This window comes from Paenibacillus sp. OK003, from assembly GCF_900109515.1.
In the GTDB taxonomy this organism is placed as follows: domain Bacteria; phylum Bacillota; class Bacilli; order Paenibacillales; family Paenibacillaceae; genus Paenibacillus; species Paenibacillus marchantiae.
In genome coordinates this window covers 1-19053 of the sequence record NZ_FOBD01000017.1, presented here as the reverse complement: position 1 = coordinate 19053, position 19053 = coordinate 1, and the positions used below count along the sequence as shown (strand labels likewise).

11 protein-coding genes and 1 rRNA gene are annotated in these 19053 nt (G+C 48.0%); 11 read left to right on the top strand and 1 reads right to left on the bottom strand.

What is annotated here, in order from left to right:
- Nucleotides 1-5 precede the first annotated feature (5 nt).
- From BMW94_RS23270 to ligA, 10 genes are all read left to right on the top strand, one after another.
- Nucleotides 6-2519, top strand: a complete 2514-nt coding sequence (locus BMW94_RS23270; RefSeq protein ID WP_091001242.1) for a U32 family peptidase — start codon at nt 6-8, stop codon at nt 2517-2519.
- 179 nt (nt 2520-2698) lie between these two features.
- Nucleotides 2699-6304: a DEAD/DEAH box helicase gene (locus tag BMW94_RS23265; protein ID WP_091001241.1), complete on the top strand. Its 3606-nt coding sequence runs from the start codon at nt 2699-2701 to the stop codon at nt 6302-6304.
- Nucleotides 6305-6377: 73 nt separating this feature from the next.
- A complete protein-coding gene (galU, locus tag BMW94_RS23260; RefSeq protein ID WP_091001240.1) occupies nt 6378-7256 on the top strand; it encodes a UTP--glucose-1-phosphate uridylyltransferase GalU in 879 nt (292 codons plus the stop codon).
- Nucleotides 7257-7439: 183 nt separating this feature from the next.
- Nucleotides 7440-7988: a dTDP-4-dehydrorhamnose 3,5-epimerase gene (gene rfbC / locus BMW94_RS23255; protein ID WP_091001239.1), complete on the top strand. Its 549-nt coding sequence runs from the start codon at nt 7440-7442 to the stop codon at nt 7986-7988.
- 55 nt (nt 7989-8043) lie between these two features.
- On the top strand, nt 8044-9069 hold the full coding sequence (gene rfbB / locus BMW94_RS23250; protein WP_091001238.1) for a dTDP-glucose 4,6-dehydratase: 1026 nt from the start codon (nt 8044-8046) through the stop codon (nt 9067-9069).
- On the top strand, nt 9066-9947 hold the full coding sequence (gene rfbD, locus BMW94_RS23245) for a dTDP-4-dehydrorhamnose reductase (protein ID WP_091001237.1): 882 nt from the start codon (nt 9066-9068) through the stop codon (nt 9945-9947). Before rfbB ends, rfbD begins: the two co-directional genes overlap by 4 nt.
- Before the next feature lie 188 nt (nt 9948-10135).
- A complete protein-coding gene (locus BMW94_RS23240) occupies nt 10136-11011 on the top strand; it encodes a phosphatidylinositol-specific phospholipase C/glycerophosphodiester phosphodiesterase family protein (RefSeq protein ID WP_091001236.1) in 876 nt (291 codons plus the stop codon).
- Nucleotides 11012-11291: 280 nt separating this feature from the next.
- Nucleotides 11292-11987: a heptaprenylglyceryl phosphate synthase gene (locus tag BMW94_RS23235; RefSeq protein WP_079695681.1), complete on the top strand. Its 696-nt coding sequence runs from the start codon at nt 11292-11294 to the stop codon at nt 11985-11987.
- Between the two features lie 296 nt (nt 11988-12283).
- Nucleotides 12284-14647 (top strand): DNA helicase PcrA, encoded by a 2364-nt coding sequence (pcrA, locus tag BMW94_RS23230; RefSeq protein ID WP_091001235.1) that lies wholly within the window; start codon nt 12284-12286, stop codon nt 14645-14647.
- An 83-nt stretch (nt 14648-14730) separates the two neighbouring features.
- Nucleotides 14731-16749, top strand: coding sequence for an NAD-dependent DNA ligase LigA (gene ligA / locus BMW94_RS23225; RefSeq protein ID WP_091001234.1), 2019 nt, complete (start codon nt 14731-14733; stop codon nt 16747-16749).
- 154 nt (nt 16750-16903) lie between these two features.
- Here ligA and BMW94_RS23220 read toward each other — a convergent pair whose 3' ends face one another.
- Nucleotides 16904-18256 (bottom strand): molybdopterin-dependent oxidoreductase, encoded by a 1353-nt coding sequence (locus BMW94_RS23220; protein ID WP_091001233.1) that lies wholly within the window; start codon nt 18254-18256, stop codon nt 16904-16906.
- Between the two features lie 704 nt (nt 18257-18960).
- On the opposite strand from BMW94_RS23220, the gene BMW94_RS23215 reads away from it, so the two are divergent.
- Nucleotides 18961-19053 (top strand): 16S ribosomal RNA (locus BMW94_RS23215); the annotation flags it as partial.

Genomic DNA, 19053 nt, shown 5'->3' with positions numbered 1-19053 from the left:
TACACATGAAAACAGCAACAATACGAAGAGAAGACGTTGAGCTTCTGGCACCCGCAGGTGACTGGGATTGTATGCGTTCGGCGGTAGCCAACGGCGCGGATGCGATTTTCTTCGGAGTCGAAAAATTTAATGCACGGGCACGGGCGAACAATTTCCGTATGGACGAGCTGCCAGAGATTATGGCGTTTTTGCACAGTTATGGCGTAAAAGGTTTTTTGACCTTTAATATATTGATTTTTGAAAATGAATTGACGGATGCCAAAGAACTAATCGACGCTTGTGTCGATGCAGGTGTGGACGCCGTGATTGTACAGGATTTGGGTCTGGTCAAAATGATTCGCGAGATCTCGCCGGACTTCCCGATTCACGGTTCAACCCAAATGACGATTACGTCACCGGAAGCGGTGGAGTTTACGAAGCCGTTTGATATGGAACGTGTCGTGCTTGGACGGGAGAACAACCTGAAGCAGATTCAGAAGATCGGAGAACAGGCGAAGTTGCCGATGGAAGTATTTGTTCACGGTGCGTTGTGTGTGTCTTATTCCGGGCAATGTTTGACTTCTGAAATGTGGGGCGGACGCTCCGCCAACCGTGGGGAATGTGCACAGGCTTGTCGTCTGCCGTACGACCTGATGGTGGATGGCGAGCATAAGCCGATGGGCGATGTGGCATATCTGCTGTCTCCGAAGGATCTGGCTGCAATTGACTTGATGCCGGAACTGATCGAAGCAGGCGTAACTTCCTTCAAAATCGAAGGACGTCTCAAAACGCCGGAATACGTGGCCAACGTGGTTAGTAAATACCGCAAAGCGATCGACCGTTACTTTGATGGAGATAATACTCCTCCAAGTAAGGAAGAAGTTCGTGAATTGCAGCAGAGCTTCTCTCGTGGATTCACACACGGTTTCCTGGACGGAACGAATAATAAACAGCTGGTTGACGGTACGTTCCCGAAAAGCCGTGGCGTCTATCTGGGTCGTGTAGACCAAGTATTGCGTGATGGTGTCGTCCTGAAGCTTGATGCACCCGTGAAACGTGGAGACGGAATTGTATTTGATGCCGGAGATCCGACGAAGAAGGAAGAGGGCGGGCGTGTCTACGATGTACGTCGCAAAGGTGTGAAGCTTGAAGGCGAAGCAGAGGAAGGCTGGATCGTGGACGTTGTACCAGGCCGTAGTGACGTGGACCTGCGCCGCGTGAAAGTTGGCGACAAAGTATGGAAAACGAATGATCCGGCGCTGGACAAACGTCTGCGTCAGAGCTTTGAAACCGAGAAGCCTTATCGTATCTTCCCGGTAAACGTAAAAGTTATCGGCAGCCCAGGGCAGCCGCTTAGCACATGGTGGACGGACGTGCAGAAGGGCACGATCGTCCGTGTTAATTCCGAGATGGAACTGGATATTGCCCAGAAGCGTCCAATGACGCACGAACTGCTCGAAGAGCAATTCGGACGTCTGGGCGGCACTGTGTTCCAGCTGGAAGAATTGGACGTCAACTTGCACGGTGACGTCATCATCCCGATGCGCGAGTTGAATAACATTCGCCGTCAGGCGGTGGAACAACTCGCGGGCGAGCGCCCTAAACCGCCCGTCTACGTAAAGCGGGCGGTGGAAGTCTACGGCGATGCGGTTAAACCGGCATCGCCAGTTGCTCGCGGTCATGCGGAGCTGACCGCGCTCTGCCGCAGCCTGCCACAAGTGGAGGCAGCGCTGGAAGCAGGTGTCGGCATGATCTACGCCGACTTCGAGTTTATCAAGCAGTTCCCGGCAGCGGTGGAAGCTGTTCGTGCCGCAGGCCGCAAGATTGCGTTGGCAACACCACGCATTCATATGCCTGGCGAGAACGGATATCACAACAACATCCTGCGTTTGCAGCCGGATGCTGTGCTCGTACGTAATACGGGTGCGTTATACTTCTACTTGCGCCATCGGATGGAGAACCCGGATGCGAAGCACCCGGAATTGATCGGTGACTTCTCACTCAACATCGCCAATCACAAAGCAGTGGAACTGTTCCTGGAAGCGGGTTGTGACTGGATTACACCTTCTTATGACCTGAACATTCAGCAAATGGTTGATTTGCTGGGACACTCCCGTACAAGTCAGACGGAAGTCGTAATTCATCAGCATTTGCCGATGTTCCATACTGAGCACTGTGTGTACTGTACGTTTATGAGTGAAGGAACGGACTTTACGAACTGTGGACGTCCATGTGAAGATCACCGGGCTTCCTTGCAAGACCGGATCGGTATGTCTCACCCGGTACGTGTGGACGAAGGCTGCCGTAATACCGTGTATAATGCAGTGGAACAATCTGGTGCTGAATACCTGACCAACTTCATGGATCTGGGTGTATCCCGTTACCGTGTTGAATTCCTGGAGGAAACTCCAGAGCAGGTGCGTGAGGTTATTGATCTGTATAACCGTGCTCTGCGTGGCGAGATCAGTGGTACACAAGTTTGGAAAACGCTGAAAGCAACAAACCAGCTTGGCGTAACGCGTGGTCAACTGGTGAAATAATAGATCGAAACGGAAATAAATAGAACAAGCATGAAGTTGAACTATACTGCAACCCCAATCTCTGCTTTACGGAGCTCTTGGGGTTTTTTCTATAAAAGGGATACCAGGGATAAGGTGACTTCAATGCAGTCTTTAATAAGTCTTCGTTCAAGGTGGTACGGATAAGGAGGGTTAGACAAGTGGCGTCATTCACCATGATGGATATCAAATTGCTGTGCGGGGTCACGGCATTCAAGCGTGGAGAAGATTATAAATTATCCGGAAGAGTTACCAATATGGTCGTTAGTGAGGATGAGTGTCATTACGATGCTGTTGTTAGAGGGACCAAACGATACAAAGTAACCGTAGACTTGGATGATGTGGGAGAGATTGAAGCAACTTGCAACTGTCCGGCTTACGGTAACTATTATGACTATTGTAAGCATGTCGCGGCTGTACTGCTGGCAATCCACGAACGGGTAGAAGAGCTGGGAGACCACTCGGCGAACAATGAAGAGGGCCAAAAAGGCAGAAAGGCTAATAACGGGAAACAGCAAGAATCATCTCAAATTGATTCCCGGCGGGGTGCTACCTCTGGTTCAGGCTCTATTTCCAAAGTGGGTACACTGATTGAGGAAAGTCATTGGGAGCGTCCCGATTCATCTTTCGAATCCAGGCCGCATTTTGACGCTGCTTCGAAATCCACGGTGTCTCCATTCTCCCAGGCAGGTCGTCCAAGCTCAGCTTCGGGGTGGGGTCGCTCAGCGGATAAACCTTCGTACCGCACAGCGGATCAGATTCTTTCCATGTTTGCCAAAGAACGCAGCCCCCTGCAATCAAATGATCGTAAATACACTGCGCCTGTAACCAGGTCTTCATTGCGGGAGGAGCTGCAGCTCCAATTTATATGCAAGCTTGTGCAGGTTCACAAAGGCGGAGCCAAACTCGCGCTTGAACTGAAGGTCGGAAATAAACGCCTGTATGTCGTTCAGAAAGTGAAGCAGTTCCTGAACTGCATCGAGAATGGTGAGCCGATGTCGTTTACCAAGCTCTTCTTTTACGACCCTTCAATGCATTATTTTAGTCCCCAGGATCAGGCCATCCTGTCTATGCTTATTCGGATGAGGCAGAGTGAGGAAGCTTACCGCGAATCCATCTCCGGTTACTTGGGTGCTTCAGATGGAAGAGATATATTGATTGCTCCTCTGGTCTGGAAGCCTCTTCTGGATTTGCTGCTTCAGGCAGATAGCCGGATGGAGGGAACAGGGTTAGCCAATGGTCCGCTCACTTTGGGTGAGGGGGCACTGCCTTTATTTTACCGTATTGCACAGGGGACTAATGAAGGATATCAGCTGGAGATCTCCGGATTGCGTGAGCTGATTCTTCTTCCAGCCTATGATGCAGCCGTGGTGGAAGGACAATTGCATATGTTGGAGCCGATGCAGATGCGAAGTCTAGAGGATTTGAGCAGAGCGCTCACTTCTTATGGAATCAAGGAAAGTATCGATATTTCTGCTCAGCAGGTGGATGAGTTCGTGCAGCATGTAGTGCCGGAACTACGTACACTTGGACATCTTTCCATCGACTCCCAGGTGAGAGAACGAATCGCAGAGCCGGAGCTTGCGCCAAAGTTGTATATCGATTTCTACCGGGAACGGATTACTGCGCGTCTGGAGTTTGATTATGGCGTAATGGTGATTAATCCGCTGGCCGAATATTTGATTGATGAGGAAGAAAAAAAAGTGATTTTGGTACGTGACCGTCATGCGGAGCGTAACCTGATCGACCGGCTAGATCTCTCTTTCCTGGAACGGGATGGCAGTGTATGGGCAAGTGAACGAGAAGATGCGGTATACGATGTGATGTATCATTTGCTGCCGGAGCTTGAGAAGCAGGTAGATATCTATATCCCGAATGCGGTGAAGGCCATGGTGCAATCCTATCCGACACCGCCGAAAGTTCGGGCAGATCTGGGCAAAGGCTTGGATTGGCTGGAGATCTCATTCGAGATGGAAGGTGTAGATGAGCTGGAGCTTCAGGAAATTATGCGCAGCATTGTAGAAAAGAAACCGTATTTCCGCTTGCGCAGCGGTGTGTTTGTCTCTCTCGAGAATGAAGGAGCGGACAGCTTCGCACACATGGCGGACTCGCTTGGTCTTGCGTCGGGCGACATCAAGGGCAGTCATATACGGATGCCGGCAGTTCGGGCGTTACAGCTTCCGGGCCGGGACGAGGTTTCGGGCCATGTGAAGTGGGGAGGTTCCCTGAAACGTTTCCTGGATGATCTTCGTGATCCAGAGCGGATGGATTTTGCGCTGCCGGATGCGCTTGCTCCTGTGCTGCGTGATTACCAGGCCAGTGGATACCAGTGGCTGCGTACACTCGCATTTTACCGATTTGGCGGCATTCTGGCAGATGATATGGGACTTGGTAAAACGCTGCAAAGTATCGCCTATATCGCGGCTGAACTGAAAGAAAAGCCGCAACAGCACAATAGCAATTCAGGTGATGCTGATTACACTGTCGATGAGGAGACTTTCGGGAATAACATCCCAGATGAAGTACAGGCCGGACTGTTGGACCAACAAGCTACTCATCCCCCGGTACTCGTCGTTGCACCAGCTTCGTTAACGTACAACTGGGCGAATGAATTTGCCCGATTTGCGCCGCATTTGCGAGTATTGATTGCAGCAGGTCAAAAAGACGAACGAGCCAGTATGCTCGCAGGCATGGATGACGCAGATGTTATTGTGACTTCCTATCCTCTATTGCGGCGTGATCTGGACACATATATCGGAAGAACGTTTCATACGCTTATTTTGGATGAAGCCCAAGCGATCAAGAACTCTTCTTCCCAAACGGCTCAGGCGGTTAAACAGATTCAGGCACCACGTCGCTTCGCTCTTACAGGAACACCCGTGGAGAACTCACTGGATGAGCTGTGGTCGATCTTTGAAGCCGTATTCCCGGGCCTATTTCCAAGCTATCGCAGATTCCGGGATCTGCCTCCTGAACGCATTGCCCGGATGGTCCGTCCGTTTATTCTTCGCCGTCTGAAGAAAGATGTGCTGGAGGAACTGCCGGATCGTATTGAAACCGTTCAGCGTTCCGAGCTGAAGGACGAACAGAAGAAACTGTATGCCGCGTACCTGTCCCAGCTTCAGGATGAGACATCCAAGGATATGGAAGAGAACGGTTTTCAGAAGAACCGGATTAAAATACTTGCTGGTATTACACGCCTGCGCCAGTTGTGCTGTCATCCCGCTCTCTTTGTGGAGGGGTATCAAGGGGATTCCGGGAAAATGGAGCAGCTGCTGGAGACGGTCCAGGATTGTCTCGCTGCTGGGAAACGCATTCTCATCTTCTCCCAGTTCGCTAGCATGCTGAATCTGATTCGACAGACGCTCGCTGCACAAGGGAGAGATTTGTTCTACCTGGATGGTCAGACACCTGCACAGAGTCGGGTAGAGATGTGTCGCAGATTCAACGAGGGTGAAGCTGAGCTGTTCCTGATCTCCTTGAAGGCTGGCGGTACCGGATTGAACTTAACAGGTGCAGATACTGTTATTTTATATGACCTTTGGTGGAATCCCGCCGTGGAAGAACAGGCCATCGGACGTGCCCATCGTATGGGGCAGAAACAAGTCGTACAGGTTATCCGCCTCGTTACGGAAGGTACGATTGAAGAGAAGATTCTGGAGCTGCAGCAGCGCAAAAAAGATTTGATTGCCGAAGTCATTGAACCCGGAGATCGAGGATCGACCACCTTATCCGAGCAGGATATCCGGGAGCTGTTGATGGTATAATGAAATATAGCCAAATTCGTATTCGATTTATCTAATATATAATTATTTCTCCACCAGAAGGGGCGGATCTAGCGTGCATATTCGCAAAGCAATCATTCCAGCGGCCGGGCTCGGTACCCGGTTTCTGCCTGCCACCAAGGCGATGCCCAAGGAAATGCTGCCCATCGTTGATAAACCAACGATTCAGTACATTATTGAAGAAGCCGTGGCTTCAGGCATTGAGGATATCATTATCGTAACAGGTAAAGGTAAACGGGCCATCGAGGATCATTTTGACTATTCATTCGAGCTGGAGCAGAACCTGGCTGGCAAACAGAAGTGGGATCTGTTGAATGAGGTACGTAAGTCTTCTGAAATGGCAGATATTCATTATATTCGGCAAAAGGAACCGAAGGGTCTTGGACACGCCATCTGGTGTGCCCGCAAGTTTATCGGAAATGAACCATTTGCCGTGTTACTGGGGGATGACATCGTGGAGTCCAATCATCCTTGTCTACAGCAGATGATTGAAGTCTATGATGAATTGCAATCTCCGATCGTAGGTGTACAGCCAGTTGATTGGAGCGAAGTGTCACGTTACGGGATTGTGGATGGGGAATTGGTATCTCGCACCGAAGATCGTGTGTACCGTGCGCGTCGTTTGATCGAGAAACCGAAGACGGAAGAATCACCTTCCAATCTGGCTATTATGGGGCGTTACATTCTAACGCCGGATATCTTCGATATCCTTGGTCAGCAGTCTGCTGGCGTGGGTGGAGAAATCCAGTTAACGGATGCCTTGTCCCGTCTGAATGAACAACGACAGATTCTCGCCTATCACTTTGACGGCCTGCGTCATGATGTTGGGGAGAAGCTTGGTTTTATTGAAACCACGATTCATTATGCCCTTCAGCGCCCGGATTTGCGGGAGGACTTGTTGAAGTATTTGGAGCATATAGTACAGAACAAATAGAGAAATCGCTATGATCAAGCCCAGCCCAAAGTAAAACAACGGCTGGGTTTTAATTATTTTATGGAGCAACGTATTGAAATATCATGATGTAACCAGGCCAATGAACGATCACTTGCCCGATGCTTTACATATACATAGATTAATATGAAGAAATGCTGTTAATAGCAATAACGGAGGGATAACATGAAGGTGATTCCGCTGTTTATGGATGGCGCAGCTATATTGGAACCTAAGGTTTATGGCGATCATCGGGGATATTTCATGGAAAGTTATAATGAGCGTGTTCTGTATGAAAATGGTATCCATCATGTGTTTGTTCAGGACAATCAATCCCTGTCCGCCGAAGCTGGAGTTCTTCGCGGACTTCATTACCAGCTTCAGCCCAGAGCACAGACCAAGTTGGTCAGAGTTATATCCGGGGCCATCTATGATGTTATTGTAGATATTCGTAGCTCATCACCAACCTTTGGACAGTGGAAAAGTGTCATTCTCAGTGAGTATAATCAGCGGCAGTTGCTTGTCCCTCAAGGTTTCGCTCATGGATTCTGTACACTGGTGCCACATACACAGGTGACATACAAGGTGGATGCATACTATTCACCTGAACATGACCGGGGTATTTTGTGGAACGATCCAGCGCTCGGAATTGATTGGCCTGTGTCGGATCCCATTCTCTCCGAGAAAGACCAGAAGCACCCTTTACTTCAAGGGGCGGAACTGAATTTTGGCTAACTAAAAAAAGCTTCTCGGATCGTACAGTATCTGGGGGCAGAAGGAGAGAGATAACATGAAACTGCTCGTTACTGGAGGGGCTGGATTTATTGGCAGCAACTTTGTGATGTATATGCTTCGTGAGCATCCTGATTATGAAATTGTTAACGTGGATTCCTTAACGTATGCGGGCAACCTTGAGAATTTGCAATCCGTAGAATCGAATTCTCAATATACGTTTATCCGAGCGGATATCACTGACGTTCAGCAGATGGAACAAATTATTTCCCAAGGGATCGATGTAATCGTCAATTTTGCGGCTGAGTCTCATGTGGATCGCAGCATTCTGTCCCCCGATATTTTTGTGCGCACCAATGTACTCGGAACTCAGGTGTTGCTGGATGCGGCGAAGAAATATCAAGTTACTAAATATGTTCAGGTGTCTACGGATGAAGTATATGGCTCACTTGGTCCAACAGGTTTGTTCACAGAAGAGACGCCTTTGATGCCGAACAGTCCTTACTCTGCCAGTAAAGCGGGTGGGGATTTGCTTGTCAGAGCGTATCATGAAACCTTTGGTTTGCCTGTAAACATTACACGTTGTTCGAACAATTATGGACCTTTCCAATTTCCAGAGAAGCTTATACCACTTATTATATCTCGTGCATTAAATGATGAGGCTATTCCTGTCTATGGCGATGGGCTTAATATTCGTGATTGGCTCTATGTAGAAGATCACTGTAGTGCTATCGATCTGGTCATTCATAATGGCAAGATTGGAGAGGTATATAACATTGGGGGGAATAATGAACGTACCAATATATATATTGTTGAAAAGATTCTAGAACAACTAGGCAAACCTGCAAGTTTGATTCAATATGTACAGGATCGACTGGGCCACGACCGACGTTATGGGATTGACCCGACCAAATTGCATACTGAGCTTGGCTGGAAGCCCGTGCACAATTTTGAAACAGGGATCAAGGAAACCATCCAGTGGTATCTGAACCATCAGGAATGGTGGACACGAATTCAAACAGGTACGTATCAAGATTATGTTCAACTTCAGTATGGTGATCGAATGGGTGATCCTACAGAATGAAGTACAGAGTGATGGTGACAGGGGCTGCGGGACAGCTCGGATACGATGTTGTAAAGACATTTCAAGCAGGTGGTCATGATGTCATGGCTTGTGACAGGGATCAGCTGGACATTACGGACCAACAGCAATGCAGAGAAACCATTAACGCTTTTCAGCCTCACATCATCGTTCATTGTGCTGCTTATACAGCCGTTGATAAGGCCGAGACAGATGAGGATATGGCGTATACAGTCAATGTAACAGGCACTAGAAATATAGCCGTTGCTGCAGAGAAAGTGAAGGCCAAACTGATTTATATTAGCACGGATTACGTCTTTGATGGCACGGCAACGAGACCTTATCAGGAATATGATTTGACGAATCCGCAGACCGTGTATGGCAAGTCAAAGCTTGCCGGAGAGAGACTGGTTGAGAGTCTCTGCACGCGATGGTTTATTATACGAACATCATGGGTGTTTGGAGTCCACGGCAGTAATTTTGTCAAAACCATGTTGGAACTTCTAGAAAAGCGTCCCCGACTTCAGGTGGTTCATGATCAACAAGGATCGCCCACATATACTGTGGATTTAGCCAGACTCGTGAGCAACCTTTCATTAACTGAGAAATATGGTATCTACCATGCCTCTAATTCTGGAACATGCACCTGGTATGAATTTGCTCAGGCCATTGCGGAAGAAGCATCCAAGCAATCCGGATTCAAACCGAGTGCTGTTCTCGAGCCTTGTACCACCGGGCAATTCCCACGTCCTGCTCCTCGACCTCAATATTCCGTAATGGATCATCTCGCTATTCGTACAAACGGTCTGCCACCCATGAGAGCTTGGCGCGAAGCTTTGATCGCATTTCTGAATGAATTGAGTGTACAACAAGCCGAATAGATGGTGCTTCTTATCCATCCGAAATTCTAAATCCACCATTTAACAGCCGCCTTCGAGCGGCTTTTTGTTTTACACCTCTCGAATCAGGGTAGTTAGCTATCAAAAAGGAAAACCGCACATGCTTCGTCATATCATCATTTTCATACTCTCTTTCTTCCCTACCACCTTACTAAGGATGTGAACGCCATATGAAACGAATTGCCGCCGTCATTATACTACTCATTGTAACCGTGGGCACACTCTTTTTTGCCTATGACAGTCAGAGCGAGGAACAGCACGATGGGTTTACGGCCTATCGACTGATTGCCCATGCCATGGGCAGTATCCGTGAGCAGCCTTACACGAACGCCTATGAGGCGATGATTGCCAATTATGAGAAGGGCACCCGTGTGTTTGAGATTGACTTTATGCTGACCTCGGACCGCAAAGCAGTAGCCAGACATGAATGGACCGCCAACATGAGCAAAATGCTGGGACAGGACGAGGAGTTACCCGAAGACAAACAGGCTGGAGCATTGACACATGATGAATTTATGAATACGCCCATTCTGGGCATGTACCAACCGATGGATGCCGAAGGCATTATGGATGTACTGGCCAAGTACCCGGATATGTATATCGTGACCGATACCAAAGAACAGAAGGACGAGGATATTCAGCAGGTGCTAAAATCACTCGTGGACGCAGCCAAGAAACATGACTCTTCAATCCTTAATCGGGTTGTAGTACAGATCTATAACGAGCCAATGCTCGAAACCGTGAAAGAAATCTACGCGTTTCCTTCTATTATTTATACCCTTTATGCTACGCAGGATACTGAAGCCCAGGTGGTTGATTTTGTACAAAAGAATGATATTGATGCCGTTACTATGCCGGAATATAAAGTAAACCAGAATTTCGTTGCCAAGCTGAAGCAGGCAGGAGCCGTCACCTACGTGCATACCATTAATGACACCGATCAAGTAGCGAACTATGAGAAATGGGGCGTGTACGGCGTGTATTCGGATGTATTGACCGAGCAGGAACTGGATGAGATGAAAACACGTTTTGCCTGGAAGCCTTGAGTATTAAATGTTGATTCAAAGGATGCAGTGTTCCTATTTGAGACTTTGGATCCAACCCTACTCAAGATATTGATGTTCGAACTGGCAACCAGGCGCTGGTATAAATTCTGTTGCATCACATCCCTGCCATATAAAATTACAGGCTTCTCCTGCAATTCCAGGGAAAAGCCTGTGATTTTTTGTTCCCCTTTTTATACGAACATTGACACTCACTCCCTGCTGACTTAGACTTAGTTTACAAGCTTTTTAGGATGCAGAAGAACCTCTGGAGGAATGTTCGTTGATAGACATGATTAAGCAGTGGAGACATGTATTTAAGCTAGACCCGGACCGGGAAATAACGGATGAAGCACTCGACCTGATCTGCATGTCGGGAACCGATGCCATTATTGTTGGCGGGTCTTCGGGAATTACCTATGACAACACGGTGGACCTGATGTCCCGAGTACGTCGCTACGAGTTGCCCTGTGTGCTTGAAGTATCCGATCTGGAGGCAGTTGTGCCTGGTTTTGACGGATATCTGATTCCGATGGTGCTGAATGCAACGGATAGCAAATGGATGATCGGACAGCACCAGCAAGCCATCGAGCGGTACGGTTATCTGATCCCATGGGATCTGCTTATTGCAGAAGGCTATATTGTCCTTAATGCCGACTCCACTGTTGCCCGAATGACGGGAGCGGATACGGAATTAACGACGGATGCTGCGGTTGCTTACGCCCAGGCTGCGGAACGTCTGCTAAACCTGCCTATCGTATACATGGAGTACAGCGGAACGTTTGGAGATATGGAGCTGGTTGGAGAGACGCACAGACAACTCACCAAGGCGCATCTCATCTATGGCGGCGGGATTGATAGTCCGGAGAAAGCTGGACAAGCTGCACAGGTCGCAGACACCGTTGTGGTTGGCAATATTGTGTACAGTGATTTGCACAAGGCATTGGAGACGGTCCAAGCTGTGAAACAATCCATTTAATCGGTTTAGTTTACCATTCCCCCAATTTCCCCTCCTGATCTGTTAAAATAGAACTTTGACCTTACTATTATAGAACAGCTTTTATAAGGATTAATTATCTTTTACACTAAAACGGAGAAGGCGGAACCGATCTGGAGAAACGAAGTGTTCGCCTTTATCACCGGATTTTCCCTTTGGAGAAGGGAAGCAAAAAAATCTGGGGATAACAGCGATCGAAGGACGGTTCTGCAATCGGAGTCCTAGTGTAACCTCTGAATTAGACTTTATATTTCAACCAACGAAAGGAGCATGCATGCATGCAACCTGTAAATATACATGATGCCGTTGCACGGCTTAACCCGCCCCAACGGCAAGCCGTTGAGGCGACGGATGGACCACTATTGATAATGGCTGGAGCGGGCAGTGGCAAGACACGGGTGCTCACACACCGGATTGCCTATCTTATTGCAACGCGAAAAGCACCCCCTTGGGGTATTTTGGCTATTACGTTTACGAACAAAGCGGCACGCGAGATGCAAGACCGGGTATCCCAACTGGTTGGCGGCTCTCAGGGTCGTGACATTTGGGTATCAACGTTCCACTCCATGTGCGTGCGTATTCTGCGCCGTGACATTGAACGCATCGGCTTTACCTCCAATTTCAGCATTTTGGACTCATCTGACCAATTATCTGTCATTCGTAGCTGTATGAAAGACCAGAACATCGACACTAAGAAATTTGAACCAAAAGCCGTGCAGTCGATGATGAGCACCGCGAAGAATGAATTGATCAGTCCGGAGCAATATGAGAAGCAGGCTACTGATTATTTCGAAGGCATTGTGGCGAAGGTATATAAGATGTACCAAAAACGGCTCAGAGCCAACAACTCGCTCGATTTTGATGATCTTATCATGGCGACTATTCAACTTTTCAAAGAAGTTCCGGAAGTTCTCGACTTTTACCAAAAGAAATTCCAGTACATTCACGTGGATGAGTATCAGGATACCAACCGTGCGCAGTACATGCTTTGCCGCATGCTTGCTGACAGTCACCACCGCATTTGCGTCGTAGGGGATAGTGACCAATCCATCTATCGCTGGCGTGGAGCGGATATCAGCAACATCCTGAATTTTGAGAAAGACTACCCTGAAGCCAATACGATTTTGCTCGAGCAAAACTATCGTTCCACTTCGAATATCCTGAATGCAGCGAATGAGGTAATCGGCCTGAATACTGGGCGCAAACCGAAGAAACTGTGGACGGACAAAGAGGGTGGCTCAAAGATCAAGGTGTACCGTGCGGATTCCGAACATGATGAGGGGTATTTTGTAACCTCTGAGATTAGTAAAAATGTGAAGAACGGCAAATCCTATCAGAACCATGCCATTTTGTACCGTACCAACGCCCAGTCCCGGGTTATAGAGGAAATTCTGATCAAGTCTGATATTCCGTATCAGATCGTTGGCGGCATCAAGTTCTATGATCGTAAAGAGATCAAGGACATTCTGGCGTATCTGCGCCTGCTGTCGAACCCCGATGATGACATCAGCCTTACCCGGATTATTAATGTACCAAAACGCAGCATTGGTGATACAACGGTAGCGAAGCTGGCAGCTGCAGCAGGAGAACGGGGGATTTCAATATACCGTGTGCTTCAGGTTGTGGACGATCTCGGTTTTGCCGGTCGAACGCGGAATGCGCTGGTGGAGTTCTATGATATGATCGCCGCGCTGCATCAGATGGTAGAGTATCTGTCTGTGACTGAATTGACCGAGAAGATTCTCGAGATGAGCCAGTACCGACTTGAGATGCAAAATGAAAACACACTCGAATCCCGTGCACGGTTGGAGAACATTGATGAGTTCCTGTCCGTAACTATGGAATTTGAGAAAAATAATGAAGACAAAACGCTCGTTTCGTTCCTCACCGATCTCGCACTGATTGCGGATATCGACAGTATGAACGATGATGAAGAGGATCAGAGTGACGCAGTTACCCTGATGACAATGCACAGTGCCAAAGGTCTGGAATTCCCTGTCGTCTTTATCGTTGGTATGGAGGAAGGGGTTTTCCCGCACAGCCGGGCCTTTATGGATAACGAGGAGCTGGAGGAAGAACGCAGACTGGCTTATGTGGGTATTACGCGTGCGGAAGAACAACTCTTCCTGTCTTGCGCGCAAATGCGTACCTTGTTCGGACGCACAACGGCGAACCCGCCTTCACGTTTCCTGGATGAAATTCCGGATGAGTTAAAAGAAGATACCTCCATCGCTCGTGACCGCTATCGTCGTGGTAGCAGCGCAGGTGGATCATATGGTGGCCGTGGACTTGGTGCAAGTGGAGGAAGCAACTTTGGTGGCGGAGCAAGCAAGCTGTTTGATCGTCAGAGCCAAAGTGGTTCTTCCGCTTCGTCAGTTACTTCCTCACGGGTGACCATGAGTACGTCGTCCAGCACATCCAGCACGCCTGCCCCGTCGTCGGCATCTAAACCGGTCGCTGCCGGAGCTGGTTCTGACGGATTCAAAGCCGGAGATAAAGTACAACACGGCAAGTGGGGAACAGGTACCATTGTTGGGGTGAAAGGCTCTGGTAATGACACAGAGCTTCAGATCGCATTCCCGGCCCCGGTTGGCCTAAAACGTCTGCTTGCAGGCTTTGCCCCAATCACCAAAGTGGAATAGAGATATTCATGAACGAACGTAGAGATTGCTCTAACGTTCGTTCTACATAGATCCAAATTATAATAACGGAGGGATGGCCCTGTATGGACCCGATGCACCGGATGGAGCAACTCGTTACCGAGCTGAACCAGCATAATTATCAGTACTACACGATGGATCAGCCGCAGATCAGTGATAAGGAGTATGATCTTCTGTACGACGAACTGGTTACGCTGGAACAGGAGAGTGGCATGGTTTTGCCAGATTCTCCGACACAGCGTGTGGGTGGTGAACTGCTCAAAGGGTTTACACCGCATCGCCATTTATCCTCATTGTGGAGCTTGGACAAAGCCCAGAATATAGAGCAACTGCGAAACTGGAATACTCGTGTGTTCAAGCTGGTTAATGACTACAACACCAAAAATCCGGACAATCCGTTGCCCGAACCCGGCTATGTGATTGAACTGAAGTTTGACGGTTTGACCCTGAATCTAACGTACACAAACGGTGAGTTGGTTCAAGCCTCTACGCGTGGAAACGGAGCTGTAGGGGAGGGCATTTTGGCTCAGGTTAGAACCATTAAATCTGTTCCGCTCAAAATTCCGTATACAGGTGGCACGATTGAAGTCCAGGGTGAAGGCATCATGAACCTGTCTGTATTGAATCGTTATAATGAAACAGCAGCAGAGCCGCTTAAAAATGCCCGGAATGCCGCAGCAGGAGCACTGCGCAACCTGAATCCGAAGACTACCGCCGAGCGGCGGTTGAACGCCTATTTCTATAATGTAGGTTATTCGGATGATATTCAGTTTGCCAACCATAAGGAGATGATGGACTTTCTCCGTGAGAATCGATTTAAAGTCAATCCGTCCATTACGTATTTCCATGAGTTTGATGATGTGATGGAGCAGTTGGCTGCGATACAGGAGAGCCGTGGTCAACTAGACTACCTGATCGATGGAGCTGTTATCAAAATCACAGACATGCGCACCCGTGAGGCATTGGGCTACACGGATAAATTCCCTCGTTGGGCGGTAGCATACAAATTCGAGGCGGAAGAGACCACAACCGTTCTGAACTCTGTAGTCTGGAATGTGGGTCGTACCGGCAAAGTGACTCCACTTGCTCGAGTTGAACCGGTTGAGCTAGCTGGGGTAACGGTACAGAACTGCACGTTGAATAACGTAGGTGACATTGAGCGGAAAAATCTGAAGTTTGCTTTGGGCACACGTGTATTTATCCGTCGTTCCAATGATGTCATTCCTGAAATCTTGGGTAAAGTGACTGAAGAGAGTGACGGCGAGGAAATTGTGTTCCCTGAGCAATGTCCGGCATGTGGATTCCCGTTGGAACAGCGTGGAGCACATTTGTTCTGTAACAATAAGCTGGCGTGCAAACCGCAGACGGTGGCCCGGATTTCTCATTTTGCTTCACGTGATGCTATGGACATCGAGACATTCAGCGAGAAAACGGCGATTCAGCTGTACGATGAATTGAATGTGCGTGAGCCTGCTGACCTGTATACATTGCAATTCGATGATTTGGTGAAGCTGGAGCGGTTTGGTGAAAAGAAAGCAAACAACCTTATTGCTGCCCTGGAGCAGAGCAAGGATCGTGACCTCGCTTCGTTCCTGTATTCACTGGGTATTCCGAATACAGGTAAATCAACTACACGTATGCTGGCTGACCATTACCGCGACCTGCATGCCATTATGAATGCAACGGCAGAGGAGCTCGTTGAACTTCCCGACGTAGGCGGCATTGTAGCTGAGAGCATTGTGACTTTCTTTGCAGACCCGTTTACACAGGCAGCTATCGAGAAGATGCTGAATTTGGGTGTGAAAGCCCAGGCACCTGAGGCACCAGCAGCGATTGTGGAAGATTCCTTCTTCAGTGGCAAAACCGTCGTGCTGACCGGAACGCTGCATCAACTTACGCGGGAAGAGGCAACGCAACGACTGGAAGCCCTTGGAGCGAAGGTAACGGGTAGTGTCTCCAAAAAGACAGACCTCGTTATTGCCGGAGAGAAGGCAGGTTCTAAACTGACCAAAGCTCATGATCTCGGCATTCCTACCATTGAGGATGAGGACGAACTTGTACGTCTTTTGAATCAACAGGGATAGATCCTGAATGTGGAGTAGGCTTTGATTAAATCGCAGCTTATCTCGCTCGAATAAGTAATAAATCACTTAAAGACCCCTGTACCACGATAAGTGGAACGGGGGTCTTTGGTTTGTACATTTATTTAAACTCCACTGTATATGTGCATTAACTAAATCAGGAACGCGCCTGTGAAGCACCAGTAAGCCATGCATCCTTGTCGTATCCTCGTTCTTCCCAGTAGCCGATGTGTTCACTGTCGATCAGTTCAATACGATTCAGCCACTTGACGGACTTATAGGCATACATCTGGGGAATGACCAAACGTACCGGACCGCCCAGATCGGCTGGAATCGGTTTGCCATCATGCAGGACAGCTACCATAATATCCTCCATCTGTGCCTGATCCATGGTAATGGCATCCGTATATACACCATCTCCGGAGTAGAATTTGACGCTGTGCGCTTCGGGTTTTACGCCTGCTTGGGTCAATAGTTGCTTAAGAGATATTCCTTCCCAAGTGTTCTTATATACAGACCAGCCTGTAACGCAGTGAAAGTCGCTGACCTGAACGGTACGTGCAAGCTTCACGAACTGCTCCCAGTTCCATACCTGTGCCCGTTCAACAAGCCCATCAATCCGGAATGACCAGTTTGCATTGGAAAAGGAAGGTATCGGTGTAACCGTGTATACGCGAAAATGACCTTCAGCTCCGCCTCCGACGGGCGGTGAGGAAGCTGGCAGCGCTTGTGGCAAAGGCACCATGTGATTGGAATCGTTCTCCAGCATGCTATCGATACTGTTGTCTAGTTTGAGGTTTCGTCCAACCCATGATATAAAAGTAGGCCCCAAAGTCACAGCTAGGCCCACGCCTACAGCAGACCGAATAAATGCCCGCCGTGTATACACGGGTTGAGGTTTCTCTGGTTGATGGAGAGGACTTTCCTGGGTGGTACGTATAGATTCGGTAGAAACTACCGCTGCAGGTGTCGTATTTTCATCAGGAGCATCACTTGGATGCACCCTATTTCTACCCTCTGCTACAACTGTTGTTGCTTTTACTGCACGGCGTGCAGGATCTTTTAACCATCTCGTTCGCGTGATGGAGTGGTAGATAATATAAGGCAGGCCCACCCAAGTCAGCAAATCATGAATCAAAAGCGCGGTATTCGACCATCTCGGCCCCGCTAGCTTGAACTGCCATAACACAATCCCTGATACCAGCCACCCTACCAGCAGTATAAGAACAACGATTGTATTTGCTCTTTGCCAAGGCCGATTACGAAGTTGTTTCCAATGCTTTCCGGCCAAAAGTAAGTAATACACCACGGGTGCCAGCATAGCTAGCCCGACGACAATATGTAGCCACTTTAACCATACGCGTCCAATCCCGAGTAACTCGCGCCAGAAACCACCGACCAACATAAGGCCTGTTACTGCGAGGATTACAACAATCCAGGCATTCCAGGCATGAATGGAAACGAGCTTTTTACCGTAACCCTTTCGAATATTTTTCAGCCATTGCTTCATATGCGTTCACCCCATATAGGTTATTCATCCTGTGCATCTTCGATATAATTGAGTATTGTGTTATTGAGTACTTGAACGAGAGTATCGTATTCATTCCTTGTTCTACATTATATATACCTTATTATAGAGCGTTTGGATCACTTGTATCAAAAATGGAGGGGAAAACAATTCTTATTATAAAAGTATCCTCTAAATAGCTATCTAATACTATTTGCGTAAAAGTAGATGTGCTCAACTATTTTTAGTGATTAGTATTCATGTATTCAGTAACCCAAAGTATCTGTATGTAAATAGAGTTGCTCCATCTGGATTCATATAATATGTCGATTAATGTAGTTGATAGTTCCTTCATTAGCGGGAGTTATGGATTATAAAGCATTTATATAAAGGTTATTAAAAAGTGCTTGCTAAATGAATTAGATCATGATATATTATTTCTTGTCGCCTCAAACGAATGATTGTCGAAACGCTTTGAACGCTGACGAAAAAAAAGAGTTGACATTTAGTTGGTCAACATGATATGATAAGATTCCTGTCCGGTTGACAAGTATTAACACAAACGGATAACAAGTTCCTTGAAAACTGAACAAATGGATAGTAACTTTTGATTCATAATGAATCGTCAGTTTCAAAATGAGCTTATCGCTCTTTTCAATACCACCGATGATTTTCATAGCTTCTAACGATGCTTCTGAAATTCATCTTTATTGGAGAGTTTGATCCTGGCTCAGGACGAACGCTGGCGGCATGCCTAATACATGCAAGTCGAGCGGACTTGAAGAGAAGCTTGCTTCTCC